The sequence below is a fragment of the Prosthecobacter sp. genome (assembly GCF_029946185.1).
Classification (GTDB): Bacteria; Verrucomicrobiota; Verrucomicrobiia; order Verrucomicrobiales; family Verrucomicrobiaceae; genus Prosthecobacter.
Genome location: NZ_JAQSEA010000101.1, coordinates 1 through 18163 on the forward strand (window position 1 = coordinate 1; position 18163 = coordinate 18163).

Here is an 18163-nt window from a genome sequence, read left to right on the forward strand (position 1 = left end):
ATCTCCAACTCGCCTATTGTGGAGCTGCTGGCGACCAATTCGACGCCGCAGGCAACGGGGGATAAAGTGACCGCATTGGACATCGCCCCGCTGCTGGCGCAGGCCATCGGCCGCATCCACGGGAACGAGTCTGTCACATCCCTGTTTGACACGCGGGGGTAGGCGTGTATTCTCCGCGCCCTTTTTCCAAAACTTAATCTCCTCCAGTGAGGAACCCCGACCATGGCTAAAATTCTCGATCTCCAGGCAGAAGTCCGCACTCAATCCGGTACCAGCGCCGTCAAACGCATGCGCAAGGCAGGCACCATTCCAGCTGCCCTCTATGGTCGCAAGGTGAAGCCTTCCAGCCTCCAGGTGCACGGCAAAACTTTCTCGAAGCTTCTCGCAGGCAGCGCTTCGGACAATATTCTTGTCTCGCTGAAGATCGCCGGAGAAGAGCAGCTGGCGCTGGTGCAGGAAGTGCAGCACGACTACCTTCGTGGTGGCATTCTGCACATCGATTTCCACGCAGTGGCCGCCGATGAAGAAATTCACGCCAATGTGCCTGTCACGACGATTGGTGAAGCCAAAGGCCAGAAGCAAGGTGGGATGGTGGAAGCGATCCATCACGAAATCGAAGTGCGCTGCCTTCCGAAGGATCTGCCAGAAAGCATTGAGATCGACGTCAGCGCCCTCGAAGTCGGCCAAGGCATCCACGTTAGCGAAATCAAGTTCCCTGAAGGTGTCAGCTGCAACTTGGGTGGCGATGTCGTCATCGTGATGTGCGAAGCGCCCAAGGTCGAAGTTGAACCCGAGCCTACTGCTGCCGCTGCTGGAGCCAAGCCTGCCGCCGCAGCCAAGCCCGCTGCTGGTGCCAAGGCTGCCGCTGCAGCCCCTGCCGCTGCTGCCAAGCCAGCTGCCAAGAAGTAATTTCTGCACCTTTCCCACGATGTGGCTTCCAGCGCGGATACAACGAGCAGCGGCGTGAATGCGCCGCGTCTCATTGTGGGCCTCGGCAATCCCGGCGAAACCTACCGCGACACGCGCCACAACATTGGATTTATGGTGCTGGACGAAATAGCAAGACGCATGGGAGCCGCTTTCCGCGAGGAAAAACGCTGGTCAGGTCTGGTGGCGAAATTCACGGGTGGTTATCTGCTCAAGCCACTTACGTTTATGAACGAAAGCGGTCGTGCTGTGCAGTCGGTGGGGCATTTCTACAAAGCTTCACCCGCGCAAACGCTGGTGGTTTACGACGATGTCGATCTGCCGCTGGGCCGTCTGCGTTTTCGCACCAGCGGCTCCGCTGCCGGACACAATGGCATCCGATCCCTCATCGCCTCGCTCGGATCAGACGAATTTCCACGACTGAAAGTCGGCATTTCAGCGGCGGATGGCCGCCCTGCCGGGGAACGCATGGTGGGCCACGTGCTGGGCAAATTCCGCACCGAGGAGCAGACTGAGCTGCAAATCGTCATCCAGCGAGCTGCAGATGCCGTGCTTTCTGCGGTTGATCGCGGCCTGGAAAACGCCATGAATCTCTTCAACCGACAACCCGAATCTTAACCCAACGAAACATACATCTATGAACCGCAAATACGAAGCACTGATCGTGCTCGACACCAAAGGCAAAGAAGAAACCGTTGACTCCCTCGTCAGCACCATCAGCAAGGACATGGAAAAGTCCGGCCTGAAGCTTGAGCAGATCGACAACATGGGCAAACGCAAGTTTCCCTTCAACCCACGTCACGTTGAAGGTGGTCACTTCATCAACATCCAGTTCTCCGGTGAACCTGCCGCCCTGGACAGCCTTCGTTCCAAGCTGAAGCTGAACGAAAACGTGTATCAGCAGTATTACCTGAAGCGCAGCGCGTAGTCCGCCCAGTCGTTTTTTTCATCACCCCGGTTTCGCGTTCATGCGCGAGCCGGGGTTTTGTTTTTGGTGATGAGTGGAGCCGTATGACGCCGCGTTCCCTATGGATTGTCGAAGATCCGATTTTTGATTGTTGAGGTTTTCCTTGGCCCCGCCTCTTCCGGGTGTGGATGGACTTGACCCTCCGCAGCCTCTGCGCACACTCGCTTTCTCTTTCTCACCCACCCCAAACTTTAGAACAGCTACTTTTTATGAGCCGGAAAATTCGTTATGGCATGATCGGCGGCGGACGCGGCGCCTTCATTGGCGGCGTCCACCGCATCGCAGCATCAATCGATCAGCAGATTGAACTCGTCTGTGGCGCTTTTTCCTCCGACCCACAGCGCTCCAAGGACAGCGGCGCTGATTTCTTTCTGCCCGCCGAGCGCTGCTACGCCAACTACGAAGAGATGCTCCGCACCGAGGCCGCGCTGCCTGCGGACAAGCGCATGGACTTCGTCTCCATCGTCACGCCAAACCACCTGCACTTCCCTGCTGCCAAAGCCGCGCTGGAGGCCGGCTTCCACGTACTCTCAGACAAGCCCGCCACCTTCAACCTCGCGCAGGCCAAGGAGCTCGCGGAGATCGTCAAGACCACTGGCAAGCTCTACGGTGTCACCTACAACTACACCGGCTACCCGCTCATGCGTCAGGCCCGGCAGATGATCGAAGAAGGCAAACTCGGCGAGATCCGTAAAGTCGTCGTTGAATACCCGCAGGGCTGGCTCGCCACCATGCTGGAAAACACTGGGCAGAAGCAGGCCTCCTGGCGCGTCGATCCCGCCATCTGCGGTGCCGCTGGCTGCATGGGAGACATCGGCACTCACGCCATCAATCTCGCCGAATACGTCACCGGTTTGCACATCAAGGAGCTCGCTGCCGATCTCACCATCTTCCTCGCCAAAGAAGGCCGCCGTCTGGAAGACGATGGTAACGTGCTGCTGCGCTTCACCAACGGTGCCAAGGGTGTGCTGCACTCCAGCCAGATCAGCATCGGCTGTGAAAACAACCTCAGCCTCCGCGTCTATGGCTCCCTCGGCGGCATCGAATGGTCCCAGCTTGATCCCAACACGATGATCGTCACCTCCTTGGACAAGCCCAAACAGATCTACCGCACCAGCATGGGCTACCTCGGCAGCGCCGCCGCCGCCTGCTCCCGCACCCCTGCCGGACACCCCGAAGGCTACCTGGAAGGCTTCGCCAACATCTACAAAAACTTCGCCAACCACGTCCGTGCTGTGAGCGCTGGCACCGCGCCGAACCCGCTCGACATGGACTACCCGACCATTGAAGAAGGCGTCGCAGGCATGGCCTTCATCGAAGCCGTCGTCGCCTCCTCCGCGAACAACGCCGCCTGGACCCCGCTGGACTACACTCCGACGACGCGTGCGAAGTATGGCGATGCGACGCTGACGAGCGATCGCGGTGGTTTGGCGTAATACGCGAGATCATTCACGGGGAAAACGGGCCATGCGCTCGTTCTCCCCTTTTTGTTGAGGGGCGCGTTCGGGGACGCTACCTGCCTCCCTGCCATGCCAAGCTTGCCGACATCTCTCTGTCATGGCATAATCCGACCATGAGTACTCTGGTCGAAATCGAAAGCGCCGTGACCACACTCCCGCCACAGCAGCAGGAGTGTCTTCTCGTCTGGCTGCAATCGCAGGTGTCCAAAAATTTCAAACCTGTCACGAAAGCGACCACAGAACGGCGAGCGTGGCTGCAACGTCTTGTGGAGCGACGCGAACGTGGACGTACCGGCCAACCGGGGACGCCACTGCAACAAATCATGGATGACCTTCGGGGCAACTGATCTCCGATGGCACACTGGGACACATCAGCCTTGTTGAAGCTTTTGCTGGCCGAAGCCGACAGCACATCGTTTGTCGCTCTAGCCGCGAGGTCGGCACCTCTTGTCACCGCGTTCATCGCCCGACACGAAGCACAGGCCGCTTTTTTTCGGCGCGAGAGCGAGAATGCATTGCCCGTGGGTGAAGCCGACCTGCTATACCAGGACATGCTGGCCGACATCGCCAACGGGGACATTGTGGAAATACCCCTCACTTCAGCACTGGAGGCCGAATATGGAGCCGTGCTGCGCCGCTGCCTCTTGCATTCGCCGCCTGTTTTCGTGCGTACCAATGATGCCTTGCATCTGGCCTCAGCCAAATTGGCAGGCGAACAAGAATTCATTTCTGCAGACATCCGCCAGCGTGCCGCCGCATTGCATCTGGGTTTCACGGTTCTGCCGTGAAGGGCGGAACCTGCGGAAATTCACCGCACTAAGGGTTTGGGGAGAGCGTCGAAAAATCGGCAGTGCCATCCCTGAGAATCCAATACTCAAACTTTAATCGGTCCTTCGGCTTTCCACGAGAATCGTCATCAATTTCCAGAATTTGTATCACCCCATAAATCCCTCTATCGTTCTGGAACACGACAAACCTCCCAATTTCAGGTCTTCGATTTTGGCTCGTGAAATCCAAATCGGCAACATTAGTCAAATCAGTCAGACGTGCTCCTTTAGGAGCGACCGCAATGCCTCGAACTCCAGAGCCATTGGAGGAACACTGGATTGAACGGTCACTTGACTTGCTCCAGCGAGTTTCAATTTCGAACAACCCATCGCCTATCCTGAAGTTTCCGTCGTGGCTGGAGTAATCAAACTCAGCTTTGCCAGCTTCACCAGGGCACTTTGGCGAAGGAACTCGATTCGCCTTTATCTTTCTCGTTTCGATGCCGAGCTTTTCACAAACCAGGAATGCCACCTCCATAGGCGAGTGCTTTCTCAGGTCGATGTAGCCAGTCGTATGCAGCATCCCTGGAATCTCAGTATCATCAAACTTTGCAGGCAGGATGTATTCTGCGGATTCTTCGAATGCTCGAGACTGAGCAGCTTTTCGTTCATGGTTCGGCCATAACTTATTCGCGTAATGCTTTGAGCAAAACATCAAAGTGTAACGGGCCTTTGTCCGATAGATTTGAGTGAGATGAACATAAAGATCCTTGCCCCACAAATCGGCTTTTTCGTATTCATCGTAAAACACCCGTACACCAAGAGATTTCAGATTCTCGGCAACCATGTCCACGTATGAGCGATCTTCTCCAGCGAAGGAAAGCGCCATGTCGTATTCTGGAGAATTGCTCATTTTCCATCGTTGGTTAGCAAAACGGGGAGAACAAGCACCATCGCTCATTCTCCCCGTCATTGTGAATCATCCGTCAGCTCAAATAGTCACCGGCTTGCCCGACTTCGCGGAGGCATAGACGGCGTCGATCACCTGCATCAGGCGCAGGGCCTCCTCGGGGGTGTTCAGGGCGGGGGCCTTGCCTTCGAGAGCTTCGATGAAGTTCGCGGCGGAGCCGATGCGACCCATGTCTTCACAGGCGGGGACGGTGATTTTGCGGTCCACGCTGTTGCCGTTTTCCTGCACGTAGAGTTCGCAGCTGTCGATGGCGGTGTTGTCCAGACCGTCGATGGCGAAGAGGCGCTCCACCTTGCCGCCGGCCTTGGTGCCCTGGAAGACCACGGAGACTTCCTCGCGCTTGATCATCTCAGCCCAGGAGACCTGAAGGCTGAGGACCTGTCCGGTCTTAAACATCACAAAACCGTGCGCCGCGTTTTCCACATCGGTGGTGCCGCCCACGCGGTCCGGGATGCCCCAGGGGCCTTTGAACTGCTTGTCCTGGATGAAGTCCGTGAAGGTCTGGCCCATCACGTAGGCAGGCTCGGGGTAGCCCATGAAGTACATGGCGAGGTCCACCATGTGCAGCAGGTCGATGAGCGCGCCACCACCGGCCAGCGCCTTGGTGGTGAACCAGCCGCCAAAGCCGGGGATGCCCGTGCGGCGGATCCACTTCGCCTGCGCAGAATTGATTCGGCCCACCACACCATCGTCGATGTACTGCTTCATCGCCCGGGACTCAGGACGTGCGCGATTGTTGAAGTTGAAGAGAACTTTCTTCCCAGCAGCCTTCGCGGCCACGATGATTTCCTTCACCTCCTTCGCATTCAGCGCCGGGGGCTTCTCAGAGAAGACGTGCTTGCCAGCTTTGAGGCACTGAATCACCAGTGGCTTGTGAAATTTGTTAGGCACGATCACGCTCACCGCCTTGATCTCCGGGCTGCCCTTCAGCATGGCCTCCACGGATTCATAAGAAGTGGCGATGCCGTACTTCTCCGCCGCCCGGGCTGCCGCCCCCGGAGCCGCATCGGCCACGGCCACGATCTCCGCGCCCGCCTGGCGGAAACCCGCCGCGTGATACTGCAACATGCCGCCTGCTCCGATGACTCCGACTTTGATGGCCATATAAATGTGTTCGTTAAGTTGATTGGTGAATTTGACTGAGGGCCGCGAGAATGGAGATTCAGAGCCACCGAGTCAAGATTTGAAAATAGAGCCTGCCAACCGACACCGTTCATAGTTCGCCTCACCCCACCTGCCGCATGCCAGTCACCACTCGCCCCGCCATGCTCGCCGACCTCCCGGCCATCAACGCGATTTACAATCACTACGTTGAGCACAGCACCTGCACCTACCAAACCGTGCCCAGCACAGCGGAGGAACGGCGCGACTGGTTTGACGCACACGGCCCGGAGCATCCCGTGATCGTGGCCGAGGAGGATGAAATCGTCATCGGCTGGGGCTCCCTCAGCCGCTTTCATCCGCGCCAAGCCTACTGCCACAGCGTGGAGGATTCCATCTATCTGCATCACGAGCACCAGGGCAAAGGCCTCGGCAGCTTGGTGCTCGGCGAGCTCCTCGCGCTGGCTAAAAAGATCGGCCATCACACCGTCCTCGGCGGCATCGATGCCGATCAGGCCGGCAGCATTGCCCTGCATGCCAAATTCGGCTTCGTCAAAGTCTCCCACCTCAAGGAAGTCGGGCACAAGCACGGCCGCTGGCTCGATGTGCTGTGGATGCAGAAGATGCTGTAGAGCTTCCACGGCTTGGATACAGTGCAGCAAGCTTGCGCAGCCGGTGCGGGCGGTTATGCTTCTGCGTGTTCCAGTCACCTCCAGCACGGCCCGACTTGCAGCGTCTCAGCGCAGCGGTCCAGACTGTCTGTCAGCGCCACGCCGTCGCGCGAATGGAGTTGTTTGGATCTCGTGCCAATGGACAAGCCCATGATGGCAGCGACTACGACTTCCTCGTCGAATTTTTGCCCCAGGCGAATGCGGGCCTGCTGGAAATGGGAGGTTTGAAAGAAGACCTCGAGCAGCAACTCGGACATCCCGTCGATTTGCTCAGCCGCCCAGCAGTCGAGCGCAGCCGCAATCCCTATCGCCGCCGCGCCATCCTCGCAGCGCCCGTAACCGTGTATTCGCTCCACTGCTCCACCGGCACCGCATCATTCTACAACAAGCCTGTAGGGCTGCCACAACCGTAGCCGTGGGTGCCAACCCACGGTACGCGCCCAGTCCCCATTCACCTCAGCGGAACCGCATAGCGGTGAAACAAATCGTGCGCATGGCCTTGTCTCAGCATGGCCGCCCCAGCCCCACTCTTGACCTTTTCCACGCAACCCGCTAGAACCGGCGCGCAGCGAACGTCTTCACGCCATGCACAGTGACCATGCTCACCTGTCCCGCCGCCGCTTCCTCGGCAGCACGGCCATGGGCTTGTCCAGCGTCGCGCTGTCGGATCTCATGGCAGATTCGCAACCGCACTTCCCCGCGAAGGCCAAGCGCGTCATCTGGCTCTTCATGCACGGCGGGCCGAGCCACGTAGATCTCTTTGATCCGAAGCCTGAACTCATCCGCCATGCGGGCAAACCTTTGCCAGACAGCTACGGTGCCGTCGAGACACGGCGCAAGGTCGCTCAAAATCCGCTGCTCGCGCCGGTGAAACCCTTCCGCAAGTACGGCCAGAGCGGCATCGAGGTCAGCGACTTCCTCCCCCACATGGCGGAGCTGGCAGACGAGATGTGCGTCATCCGCAGCTGCCATGGCGACAGCGTGAACCATCCGCAGTCCGTCTATCAGATGAACACCGGCTCCATCCAGATGGGCAGGCCAAGCATGGGCAGCTGGGTGTCGTATGGCCTCGGCTCTGAAAACGCCGACATGCCTGCCTTCGTCGTTTTGCCAGATCCCGGCGGCGGCTTGAAGGGCGGACCACCCGCCTGGGGCAGCGGCTACCTGCCCGCCACTTATCAGGGCACCACCATGCGCGCCGGCGGCAGTCCCATCCTCGATTTGCAAAGCCCGCACAGCAGCACACGCCAGCGCGCCACGCTGGATCTCATCCAGCAGATGAATGCGCAGCATCTCGCGCAGCACGCCGCCGACAGCGAACTCGACGCCCGCATCCGTAGCTACGAGCTCGCCTTCCGCATGCAGAGTGCTGCTCCGGAAGCGGTGGACATCTCACGCGAGACCGAGGCCACCCAAAAACTCTACGGCATCGACGACGCCACCACGAAAGAGTTCGGCACGCGCTGCCTGCTGGCACGCCGCATGATCGAGCGCGGCGTGCGCTTTGTGCAGCTCTACTCCGGCGACACCAACGGCTGGGACGCCCACGAAAACGTGCTCAAGAATCACACCGAGTACTGCGCCCGCACCGACAAGCCCGTGGCCGGTCTGCTGCGCGATCTCAAACAACGCGGCCTGCTGGAGGACACCCTCGTCATCTGGGGCGGTGAATTCGGCCGCATGCCCATGAGCGAAAAAGGAATCGGTCGCGATCACAATCCCTGGGGCTTCACCACCGTCCTCATGGGAGCGGGCGTCAAGCACGGCCACATCCACGGCGCCACCGATGATTTCGGCCTGCGCGCCACCCAGGACAAAGTCCACATCCACGATCTCCACGCCACCATCCTTCATCTCCTCGGCCTCGATCACGAACGCCTCACCTTCCGCCTCAACGGCCTCGACCAAAAGCTGACGGGTGTGGAAGGCAGCGATGTGGTGAAGGGCATCCTCGCATGAGCACCATGGACAATGCGAACCAAGGTGAGGGCGGGGACGTTCGGATTTGCCGCAGAGGGGCAAAGAGGCAGAGGGTGCAGAGATTTTTAAATCAAGACTCTGCCCCCTCTGCTCCTCCGCCCCTCTGCGGCAAAATCGCGCGCCCCAAGTCCCTCTTCATCCCCCTCGCTCTTAGTCTGCTTCTTATCGCGGGCAATGCCCACGCCGTCTCCATCCACGCCTCCGCCGATCCCGTCAAAGATGAACCCCCGATCAAAGCTCAGGACAAGGAGCACTGGGCCTTCAAACCCCTGCCAAAGGCAGCAGCCCCAGCGCGCAGTTTAGACTGGCAGCCCGCAAGCCACGAACTCGACGCTCTCGTAAAAACAAACGCAGCCCCCGCCGATCCCGCCACCCTCATCCGTCGCCTCACCTTCGATCTCACCGGCCTGCCACCGACGCCCGAAGAAGTCACCGCCTTTAAAGATTCCGCACTCCAAACTCCGAATTCCGCATTGGAATCGCTCGTGGACAAACTGCTCTCCTCCCCACGCTACGGGGAGCACTGGGCGCAGTGGTGGCTCGACCTCGCACGCTACGCCGACACGGACGGATTTGAGTACGATGCCGAACGCAATCGCGCCTGGCACTACCGCGACTGGGTCATCGACGCGCTCAATCGCGACATGCCCTTCGATGCCTTCGTGCAGCATCAGATCGCCGGCGATTTGATGGGGGACGAAACCGCCACCGGCTTCCTCTTTTCCTGCCCGGACATGCCGGATCTCAACAATCAAAACGAGCGCCGCCATGTCATTCTCAACGACATCGCCACCACTGTCGGCGCGGTGGGCCTCGGCCTCACCGTCGGCTGCGCCCAGTGCCACGATCATCCCCACGATCCCATCAGCCAGGCAGACTTCTACCGGCTGCGCGCCTTCTTTGACAACACCGTCTTGACCAAGACCAGCAAGCCCCTCGGTCCCGCCGTCCGCATCTACACCGAAGGCATCCCCGCCAGCACCGTCTTTGTGCGTGGTGACTTCAAACGTCCCGGCCCCGAAATTCAGCCCGCCTTTCCCCGCGTCTTCGGTGCCACACCAGCCAAGGCCGACCGCACCGCACTCGCACAATGGCTCGCCAGCAAGGACAACGCCCTTTTCCTCCGGACCATGGCCAACCGCCTCTGGCAGCAGCACTTCGGCAAACCGCTCGCCGCCATTCCCGGCGATCTTGGTCATCAGGGCGAAGCTCCAAATAACCCCGCGCTGCTCGACTGGCTGGCCGCCGAACTGCCGCGCCAAAACTGGAGCCTCAAGCGCCTGCACAAGGTCATCGTCATGTCGCAGACCTATCAGCAAAAGCTCCCCGCCCCAACGCGTCTCACCGGCGAAATGCTGCGCGATGCCATGCTCAGCGTCAGCGGTCAGCTCAATCTCAAAACCGGCGGACCCGGCGTGAAACTCCCGCTGCCCAAAGAGATCAGCAGCACGCTGCTCAAGAACCAGTCCGAACCCACCAAGGACGTGAGCGAGCACACCCGCCGCAGCATCTACACCTTCGCACGGCGGAATCTGCGCCACCCGCTCTTCGAACTTTTTGACCGCCCGGATGCCCAGATCTCCTGCGCCCGCCGCAATGCCTCCACCACCGCCCCGCAGGCCCTCATGCTGCTCAATTCCGACTTTGCCCACAGCATCGCCACAAAGATCGCCACGCAGTTGAATGAGCAGCACGGCTCCGATGCCACCGCGCTCATCACCGCCGCCACCCTGCGCTGCCTTTCCCGCCCGCCCACGGCTCAGGAGATCGCGGGCGGCCAGAAGTTTCTGCAAAAACAAACTGCCCTCACTCCCGGCTTTCGTGAGGCTCTGGCAGACTACTGCCTTGCCCTGTTGAACTCGAACGAGTTTGTGTATGTGGATTAGAATTTCACTGGAGGCTCCCTCCGATGAATGCAGGGACATGCCTGTTCAATGCCTCCCTTTCTTGCTGGCCAGATTTTCGTCCGCAGCCCACGTCATTTCTCGCTCAAACCACCGGCTTGGGAATCAGCGATATCACCATCAGCACCTTGGACATTTTCATGCCGAGACGGATGGCAATGGTGTCGGGGGTTTTCCCTCGGGCGAAGAGGCTCTGAATTTCTTTCTCTTTGGGGGTGAGGTTGGGTTTGTCGGTCATGGAGATGCTGACACCTGAATGCCCGCCAGCGTTCATTGACTGGAGTGGGCAGTTTCTATAAGGGCAGCATATTCGCTCCACATCGCTGCTTCCAAAACAAGCCCGCGAGCGTATGGCCGGCATTTCTGCCAGCGTATCAGATGCTGATCCTAGCGAGCAGTATGCAATGTGTAGAACAGCCGAAAGGATTGGTGCTTTCATACGCCAGGCATCTAACGGTTAGGAACATGATCGAGTTGAAGGTGTTACTTATTCACCGTGCGGTTCCACACATGCATCACCGCATAGCTCCGCCAAGGACGCCAGGGCTGGGACATCTCTTCGGCCTGCCGGGCGGTGACGCCGCCGAGGTTATTGCGTACGACGATGTCTTCTTTGGGAAAGGCATCCGGCCAGCGCAGGGCGCGCATGGCGATGTAGTGAGCGGTCCAAGGGCCGATGCCGGGAAGAGCCACTAGTCGAGCGATGGCGGCTTCGGGATCTGTGCCTGCTTCGAAAGATAGCGTTCCAGCATGAACCGCTTGAGCGAGGGCGAGGATGCAGCGGGCACGGGCGCTGACGATGCCGAGTCTGGCAATGTCATCCACAGTGGCTCTAGCCACGCACCCGGGCAGGGGAGACAGCCGGGTTAACTCAGGAAAAGGTGTCTCGATCTTTTCTCCGAACGCCTCTGCAAACCGGCAGGACAAGGTGGTGGCGGCTTTTACTGTGATCTGCTGCCCTAGGATCGCCCGGAGGGCCAGTTCAAAACCGTCAAAGGCACCGGGCACACGGAGGCCGGGATTTTTCATGACGCCTTCTTTCAGCATGGGGTCCTGCATCAAATGCGCCGCGATGAGGTCGGGGCGTGCGGCAAGGTCAAAGAGATTGCGCAGTCTGCCGAGCAGGGCTGGTAATACGGAGGTCAGTGAATGGGTGAACTCGACCAACAGCGCGCGCTTTTCCGGCGCATGGGTCACACGGATCCAGCCCTTGCTCTGCCCCAGAAAAATGGTGCGCGCATAACTTCCGCCGCTGACGAAATCCACGTCCTTGATCACGCGGCCGCTGAGAAATTTGATGATCCCCTCCCAGTCGTAGGGCGGGCGGTAGGTGAGCTGCAGGGTCGAGGTGTCGGCGGCGTTGATTTTGCCATGATGCACCTCTGCTTCTTTGCGCAGCCGAGTGGGTGGCATGCGGTAGTGGGAGCTGAAGGCCGCATTGAAACGACGCAGGCTGGAAAAGCCGCTGGCAAAGGCGATGTCGATTACGGGCAGCTTGGTCTCTGTCAGCAACTGCTTTGCCAGCAGCAGGCGACGGGTTTGGATCAGTTCCATGGGCGACACTCCCAGCTCCTTCTGCACAATGCGGCGCAACTGCCGCGAGCTGAGCTCCAGGTCAGCCGCGATTTCTTCAAGGCCTGCGCCATCATCCACATGCCCTTCGTCGATCCGCTGCACAATCAGGTGCGCAATGCGCTGCGCATTGTCCACCGGTGCACTGCCCGGTGCCAGCTCGGGGCGGCAGCGGAGACAGGGGCGGAATGCGTCCTTCTCCGCTGCCTCGGCGCTTTGAAAAAAACGGCAGTTCTCACGCCGGGGTTTTTTGGCGGGGCAGATGGGCCGACAGTAGATCCCCGTGGATGTGACGCCGACAAAGAACACGCCGTCGAAACGAGGATCCCGGGAAGTTATCGCGTTGTAGGCGGCGTTGTCGTCTATGGCTGTCATTGCTGCTGCATGGTAACCTTTATGCCTTGTCTCGCTGGCCGTTTTCGGACATCACATTCTTTTTGTTTCCATGTCCGAAAACGGCCAGCGTTTCTGTTAAGAACGGGCATCGTGGCAGCACACCCAAATTTTGCCCATGACATACTTCTACAAAACCACGCCGTCTCCGGTAGGCAACTTGACCCTTGTGGCCAATGATCACGGACTCACGGCCATCCTGTGGGAGAACGATGATCCGAAGCGTGTGAGGCTCAGTCCGCTGGAAGAAAATACGACTCACCCCGTGCTGCTGGAAGCCGAGCGGCAATTGTGTGACTACTTCGCGGGCAGGCTGAAGAAGTTCTCCCTCAAGCTCGATTTCGCTGGCACCGAGTTTCAAAAGAAAGTCTGGGCGGCGCTGCTGACCATTCCCTTTGGCGAGACACGCAGCTACGCGCAGATCGCCATGCAGGTGGGCAGTCCCAAGGCGGTGCGTGCCGTGGGTGCAGCCAATGGCAGGAACCCCATTTCCATCGTGGCGCCGTGCCATCGCGTGATTGGTTCCAATGGCAAGCTGACGGGCTTTGCGGGGGGGCTCACGGCCAAGGAACTTCTGCTGCGCCTGGAGTCCAACGGCCTGCACCAACCAGTGATGAATCTGGATTAAGCGGCCTGTACCTTCTCGTAGATCTCTGTGATTTCGACGATATCGTTTTCCACCGGGGCGGCGCCTTTGATCTCCTCCACCCAGGCCCTCACCAGAATGGCGCTGGTGTCGCTGCAGGCCTGCAACCCGTACGAGTAAGGCCGAATGCCTGAGGTGTGCGGGAAGGCGATGTCGTGAATCCGCGAGTTGGGTTTCCCGTCCCTGCCGATGACGCGGTAGGTGCCGTCGATGTCGATCCCGCCGATGTGGTAAAACAAGTCGTCTCCGTCTTTGAAGAGATGCGCCTTCTTTTCATCCGGCAGCGAATCGGCTACTGATTTCGAGTCGCAAAATGCGGCCCGTGCTTTACGCACCGAGCCGTTTTTGACAAGGCCTGGAAAGGGATAGTCCTCCAGTTCGAGCGGTTTCTGGCCGCTGCAATCAATGAACATGCGATAGCTCATGGACGATTCCACGCCCTCATCATCAATAATGATCTTGGTCATGCCTTGCTCAGTCTGATTGTCGGCAATGCACACTCTGCCGGAGACCATCTCAAGCTTGCCGGCATCGTGGAGTGCGAGGATGGTGTTGCCGGAGGGCAGGGGCATCGCGGCGATGACGTTCATCAGGAACGGCATCACCTTGGAATGCAGCAGCAGATGATCTTCGGCAGGCATGAGCTCCGCATGAAAATTGAGCGTGTACATCAGGTCGTCGATGACCTCCTTCCAGTGCACGGGTTTATGATTCAGCACCGAGTTCCGCGCTTCCACCATCTCTTGTTCCATGCCATCAAACGCGTTTGAGTAATCGTGCTTGTCGGTCATTTTTTCGACGAATTCCACCAGGCCAAATTGAGAATCATCCATCAAGGACACAAGCTCGGGCATGGAGTCTTTTTCAAAGGCCTTTCGCAACGCGGGACGGCACACCTGCTCAAAGAAGGTATGGATGCGGAGAAAACGCTGGTCGTTGATGAGGCTCAAAATACCCTCGCGATCCACATGGCGGTAGATCTCCCGAAAGGGCTCCTCCTGATCAAATTGCAGGTGTGGCAGCAAGCCATGGCCTGAATGCATGATGATCTGGAAGTTCTCTGTTCCGGGATGCGGACGGAAGGTCATTTTTCCTTTTTCATGCAAGACAAAGTCGCCGTGCCGATGGGCCAGCGATGTGATGACATCAAAGGCGCTGAGCGATGCGCCCAAGGTGCCAATGGCATGATTGTGATGTTCTCCCTCCCTCGGCAGCAGTTTGGAGATCGGCCAGGGAGAGGCGTAGAAGCCCGACTCCGGCTTGTCGTCGGCCCAGCAATGCCCTGTTGCAATGATGACCCGGTTGAAGGCATGCTCCGCGCCTTGAGAGGTGGTCAGCACCACACACTCCCCACATGGCTGGTCCTGCACATCAATGATCTCACAGCCGGGATGTTCGAGGATCTCAATGCCGCACTCTGCAAGGCTTGCAATAAGAGTCAGGTATTGTGCATGCAGGTAGCGGCCCAGCGCAAGGCGGCTGTAAACCTCGCTGTCGCTGATCGTTACACCCTCGAGATGCAGGTTTTTCAAAACAGCGGGCTCCTGCGAGCGCAGCCAGTCGCCAAATGTCACAGGCAGTTCCGGCAGTTCTTCGGAGGAGATGTTCGACATGTTAAACACGTCCGTTGTCTTCGGACTGTACGGCATGCCCATTCCCGTGATGCTGCTCTTTTCAAAAATGGAAATTTTGCACACCTGCCACCTGAGGAGCGGAGCCTGATCCAGCAGATGTTTGAGCAGGTAGATCGAGGAGGCGCCACTTCCAATGATGGCGAGATGTTCGTGGTGATTCATTCGGTGTAGCGTCTCACGCTCTTTGAATCGTTTTCCGGGGCATGAGTGCGCGGAAGATTCGACAGATTGCCCACGATCAGTTTCATGCGCTGGTCTATACAGCCGGAGCAGCCCGCCCGGACGAAGTGATACGGTGACTTCTATGGCTAATGGAACGGAGAACACAGAGGCTGACGAACCGTCCGCCACTCCAACGCTGAAGCTGCCCGATGTGACGGTTTGGGATGCCCGGCTGCTCCACATCTATATTTCATCCGGCCACGATTACTGGGGCAAGCAGGGCGCGGGACGTTTTCAAAGTGGCATTACCGAGGTCGAGGAGATCGAGTGCGTGGCCGGCATGGGCTTGCGCGGTGACCGCTACTTTGGCTTCCGGCCCGACTTCAAGGGGCAGGCCACTTTCTTTGACATCGCCATCGTCGAGGAGGTGCGCCATCACTTCAAACTGGCGCGACTGCCCGCCTCGGTCTTCCGCCGCAACTTGATCGTGCGCGGAATTGATCTGCAGCAATGGATGGGGAAGCGCTTCGTTTTCCAAGGTGTGGAGTTCGAAGGAAGCCAGGAGTGCAAGCCTTGCCATTGGATGGACCGCGCGATCGCTCCGGGTGGGGAGGACTTTCTCAAAGGCAAGTTTCGCGGTGGGCTGAGAGCCAAGATCATCAGCAGCGGCACGCTGCACGTTGATTAAATGCGGTGCGCCTCACGGCACCATTTCCACGCGCACCTCCACGGCAGCGCTGCGGCCCTGATCATCGAGCACATGCACGTGCCATTTGCCAGCGGCAGCGGCCCACATGACGGGTGTGGCGGGATCGCTGGCACCGAGAAAGCGAGGTCCGGCAAACCAGAAGACGCGGTTCACGCCGGGAGCTGTGTCCGCACGCAGAGGGATTGTCTGCCGAGCGGCATCGGAGGCTTGCAGGGTGTAAACGAGGGCGGCACGCGGCGAGACTATCTTTGGCACCGCGCCCGCATCAGCGGCGGCGAGTGATTCAGCGCTTGCTTCCAGTGGTGGTGGTGTTTTGCGGGGAACACCGGCCAGCTTGAACATCTCTAGCAGGTCCGGCGGCCAGAACTCGAAGACCTCGTGTTTCAAGGCATGCTTGCCATCGTCCCGCGCCACGCGCAGGCCAGTGGCGGCATCGATCAGCACTTCGCGATGGATGTCGCAGGGAGTGATGGGTGAGACGCCGGGAATGAATCCGCCCTGCACGCGGTGCTGGCAATGCGGGGTGGGAAGCTGGCCAGAGACCGCGCACAGTTCCACCTGTGAAACTCCGGCGGGCGAATTTTCTCGTTTCATCGGAAGGCGCAGATGCCGGAACGTTTCAAACAGCAGCGGTGCCGCGCACTCGCGGGCGATGAATGCCGGGTTGGACTTGCCGTTGAAATTACCGATCCACACCACCAGCACATATTCCCCGCGCATGCCCGCCGCCCAGGCATCGCGAAAGCCGTGCGAGGTTCCTGTCTTCCATGTCACTGCGGGGTCATCCATCACCGGCTCGCCTTCACGCGTGCGCAGCATTTCGCGTGTGAGATGACGCGCCTCATCGGTGATGAGTGGTTTTGCTTTTACGGCCTGTTCTGCTTTGAAGTAGTTCAACCGTCTGGCGACGCCATCGCTCGCCATCAGCGCGTACATTTCGGCCAGTTCCTCCATCGAAACCTCACCACCCCCGAGAGGCAGTGAGAGGCCGTAAAACTCCGCAGGCTGCGGCAGCGCCACGCCTGCCTCTTTGAGAAAGCCGTACAGGCCCGGCGCATCAAGTTGCTGGGCCAATGCCACGGCTGGAATGTTGCGGCTGTGATACAGGGCATCTCCGGCGGAAATGGGGCCGGCAAAGTTGCGGTCGAAATTTTCCGGGTTGTAGCTGCCGAAGGCCATGCGCCCGTCGCGCAGCAGCGTGTGGGGATGAATCAGTCCCTGCTGCATCGCCATGGCATAGATGAAGGGCTTCAGCGCCGAGCCCGGAGAACGCCGCGCCAGCACGCCGTCCACCTGGCCTTGAATCTTGCTGTCGAGAAAGCGGCTGGAACCCACATAGGCCAGCACCTCGCGCGAGGGCGCATGCACCAGCAGCGCGCAGGCATTGGTGATGCCCACCTCGCGTTTGCGCTCCACGTAATCATTCACCGCCTGCTCCACACCATGCTGACGGTTGGCATCCAAAGTGCAGCGCAGTGACACTCCGGAACTGGCGCGGTCTTCGACCGGCTTTCCGGCAAACAAACGTCGTGCCAGATGTGGTGCCTCACGTGGCACAGGCTGCAACTGCCGCAGTGTGAACGCCGCATCCAGCGGGTCGGCAGGTACGCCGCGCTCCTCACGCAGACGATCCCACAGGCGATGCTGTGCGGCGGCCAGGCTCGCGTTTTCACCCGTCACACGCGGCCTTCGCGTTGTCGGGCTTTGCGGCAGGACAGAGAGCGTCACCGCTTCTCGCAGGGTCAGTTGTTTCGCTGGTTTGCCGCACCACAGCAGGGCAGCTGCGCCCACGCCTTCCACGTTCCCGCCGTAAGGTGCCTGATTGAGATACGCTTCCAGGATCGCGTCTTTTGAGTGATGCTTCTCCATCTGCATCGCACGCAGCATCTGCCAGGCCTTGCCCCAGGGCGTGCGTGTGTGCAGATCGTAGCGCAGTCGCGCAAGCTGCATGGTGATGGTGGAGCCACCGCCGCGTGTCGAGCCTGAAACGACACCCCACGCCGCGCGCAGCATCGAGAGCGGATTCACTCCGGGGTGATCGTAAAAATGTCGGTCTTCCAGCGTCAGCGTTGCATTGATCAAGGCCGGGCTGATCTCGGCCAGCGGCGTGTAGCGGCGGTATTTGCCATCTGGCGTCAGGGCAAGATGCAGCAGCCTGCCATTGCGATCTTCCAGTGTGCGCGAGAAACGAAACTCCGGTGGATACAGCACCGGCTCCGGCAGCAGCAGCCAGACCAGCGCCACCAGCAGCAGCGCCGCGCCAGACCAGCGCAGGATACGGTGAAGCGTGTGCATGGCCG

At 59.4% G+C, this 18163-nt stretch carries 19 protein-coding genes; 13 read left to right on the plus strand and 6 right to left on the minus strand.

Features of this window, described 5'->3' with window-relative positions; all coding sequences use genetic code 11:
• From PSV43_RS07630 to PSV43_RS07660, 7 genes are all read left to right on the plus strand, one after another.
• The gene (locus PSV43_RS07630; protein ID WP_300195262.1) at positions 1-162 is read left to right on the plus strand and encodes a hypothetical protein; all 162 of its coding nucleotides are present in this window, start codon (positions 1-3) and stop codon (positions 160-162) included.
• Between the two features lie 60 nt (positions 163-222).
• Positions 223-909 (plus strand): 50S ribosomal protein L25, encoded by a 687-nt coding sequence (locus PSV43_RS07635; RefSeq protein ID WP_300195187.1) that lies wholly within the window; start codon positions 223-225, stop codon positions 907-909.
• A gap of 21 nt (positions 910-930) precedes the next feature.
• Complete coding sequence (gene pth, locus PSV43_RS07640; protein WP_300195189.1) at positions 931-1545, plus strand: aminoacyl-tRNA hydrolase; 615 nt, start codon at positions 931-933, stop codon at positions 1543-1545.
• Positions 1546-1564: 19 nt separating this feature from the next.
• Entirely contained in the window at positions 1565-1855 is a 291-nt protein-coding gene (rpsF, locus tag PSV43_RS07645; RefSeq protein ID WP_300195191.1) for a 30S ribosomal protein S6, read from the plus strand.
• 248 nt (positions 1856-2103) lie between these two features.
• A complete protein-coding gene (locus PSV43_RS07650; protein ID WP_300195193.1) occupies positions 2104-3330 on the plus strand; it encodes a Gfo/Idh/MocA family oxidoreductase in 1227 nt (408 codons plus the stop codon).
• 137 nt (positions 3331-3467) lie between these two features.
• Positions 3468-3701 (plus strand): hypothetical protein, encoded by a 234-nt coding sequence (locus PSV43_RS07655; protein WP_300195195.1) that lies wholly within the window; start codon positions 3468-3470, stop codon positions 3699-3701.
• Between the two features lie 30 nt (positions 3702-3731).
• Positions 3732-4142, plus strand: coding sequence for a type II toxin-antitoxin system VapC family toxin (locus PSV43_RS07660; protein ID WP_300195197.1), 411 nt, complete (start codon positions 3732-3734; stop codon positions 4140-4142).
• A gap of 28 nt (positions 4143-4170) precedes the next feature.
• Here the strand turns inward: PSV43_RS07660 and PSV43_RS07665 are convergent, their stop codons facing one another.
• Together PSV43_RS07665 and PSV43_RS07670 are read right to left on the minus strand one after the other, a co-directional pair.
• Entirely contained in the window at positions 4171-5034 is an 864-nt protein-coding gene (locus PSV43_RS07665) for a TIR domain-containing protein (RefSeq protein ID WP_300195199.1), read from the minus strand.
• A gap of 78 nt (positions 5035-5112) precedes the next feature.
• Entirely contained in the window at positions 5113-6195 is a 1083-nt protein-coding gene (locus PSV43_RS07670) for a Gfo/Idh/MocA family oxidoreductase (protein ID WP_300195201.1), read from the minus strand.
• Between the two features lie 137 nt (positions 6196-6332).
• Here PSV43_RS07670 and PSV43_RS07675 point away from each other — a divergent pair, with 137 nt between their 5' ends.
• From PSV43_RS07675 to PSV43_RS07690, 4 genes are all read left to right on the plus strand, one after another.
• Positions 6333-6824 (plus strand): GNAT family N-acetyltransferase, encoded by a 492-nt coding sequence (locus tag PSV43_RS07675; RefSeq protein WP_300195203.1) that lies wholly within the window; start codon positions 6333-6335, stop codon positions 6822-6824.
• 65 nt (positions 6825-6889) lie between these two features.
• Entirely contained in the window at positions 6890-7276 is a 387-nt protein-coding gene (locus PSV43_RS07680; protein WP_300195205.1) for a nucleotidyltransferase domain-containing protein, read from the plus strand.
• Between the two features lie 172 nt (positions 7277-7448).
• Positions 7449-8822, plus strand: a complete 1374-nt coding sequence (locus PSV43_RS07685; protein ID WP_300195207.1) for a DUF1501 domain-containing protein — start codon at positions 7449-7451, stop codon at positions 8820-8822.
• Between the two features lie 74 nt (positions 8823-8896).
• The gene (locus PSV43_RS07690; protein ID WP_300195209.1) at positions 8897-10729 is read left to right on the plus strand and encodes a DUF1549 and DUF1553 domain-containing protein; all 1833 of its coding nucleotides are present in this window, start codon (positions 8897-8899) and stop codon (positions 10727-10729) included.
• Positions 10730-10832: 103 nt separating this feature from the next.
• Here the strand turns inward: PSV43_RS07690 and PSV43_RS07695 are convergent, their stop codons facing one another.
• Together PSV43_RS07695 and PSV43_RS07700 are read right to left on the minus strand one after the other, a co-directional pair.
• The gene (locus tag PSV43_RS07695; RefSeq protein WP_300195211.1) at positions 10833-10985 is read right to left on the minus strand and encodes a helix-turn-helix transcriptional regulator; all 153 of its coding nucleotides are present in this window, start codon (positions 10983-10985) and stop codon (positions 10833-10835) included.
• A gap of 245 nt (positions 10986-11230) precedes the next feature.
• Positions 11231-12694 (minus strand): DNA-3-methyladenine glycosylase 2 family protein, encoded by a 1464-nt coding sequence (locus tag PSV43_RS07700; protein WP_300195213.1) that lies wholly within the window; start codon positions 12692-12694, stop codon positions 11231-11233.
• 136 nt (positions 12695-12830) lie between these two features.
• On the opposite strand from PSV43_RS07700, the gene PSV43_RS07705 reads away from it, so the two are divergent.
• Positions 12831-13340, plus strand: coding sequence for a methylated-DNA--[protein]-cysteine S-methyltransferase (locus PSV43_RS07705; RefSeq protein WP_300195215.1), 510 nt, complete (start codon positions 12831-12833; stop codon positions 13338-13340).
• Here the strand turns inward: PSV43_RS07705 and PSV43_RS07710 are convergent.
• On the minus strand, positions 13337-15154 hold the full coding sequence (locus PSV43_RS07710; RefSeq protein ID WP_300195217.1) for an FAD/NAD(P)-binding protein: 1818 nt from the start codon (positions 15152-15154) through the stop codon (positions 13337-13339). The genes PSV43_RS07705 and PSV43_RS07710 overlap by 4 nt on opposite strands.
• A 142-nt stretch (positions 15155-15296) precedes the next feature.
• Between PSV43_RS07710 and PSV43_RS07715 the strand changes: the two genes are divergently transcribed.
• Positions 15297-15842 carry an MOSC domain-containing protein gene (locus tag PSV43_RS07715; RefSeq protein ID WP_300195219.1) on the plus strand — a complete coding sequence of 182 codons (546 nt, stop codon included), beginning with the start codon at positions 15297-15299 and terminating at the stop codon, positions 15840-15842.
• A 12-nt stretch (positions 15843-15854) separates the two neighbouring features.
• Here PSV43_RS07715 and pbpC read toward each other — a convergent pair whose 3' ends face one another.
• Entirely contained in the window at positions 15855-18158 is a 2304-nt protein-coding gene (gene pbpC, locus PSV43_RS07720) for a penicillin-binding protein 1C (protein WP_300195221.1), read from the minus strand.
• Positions 18159-18163: the final 5 nt, after the last annotated feature.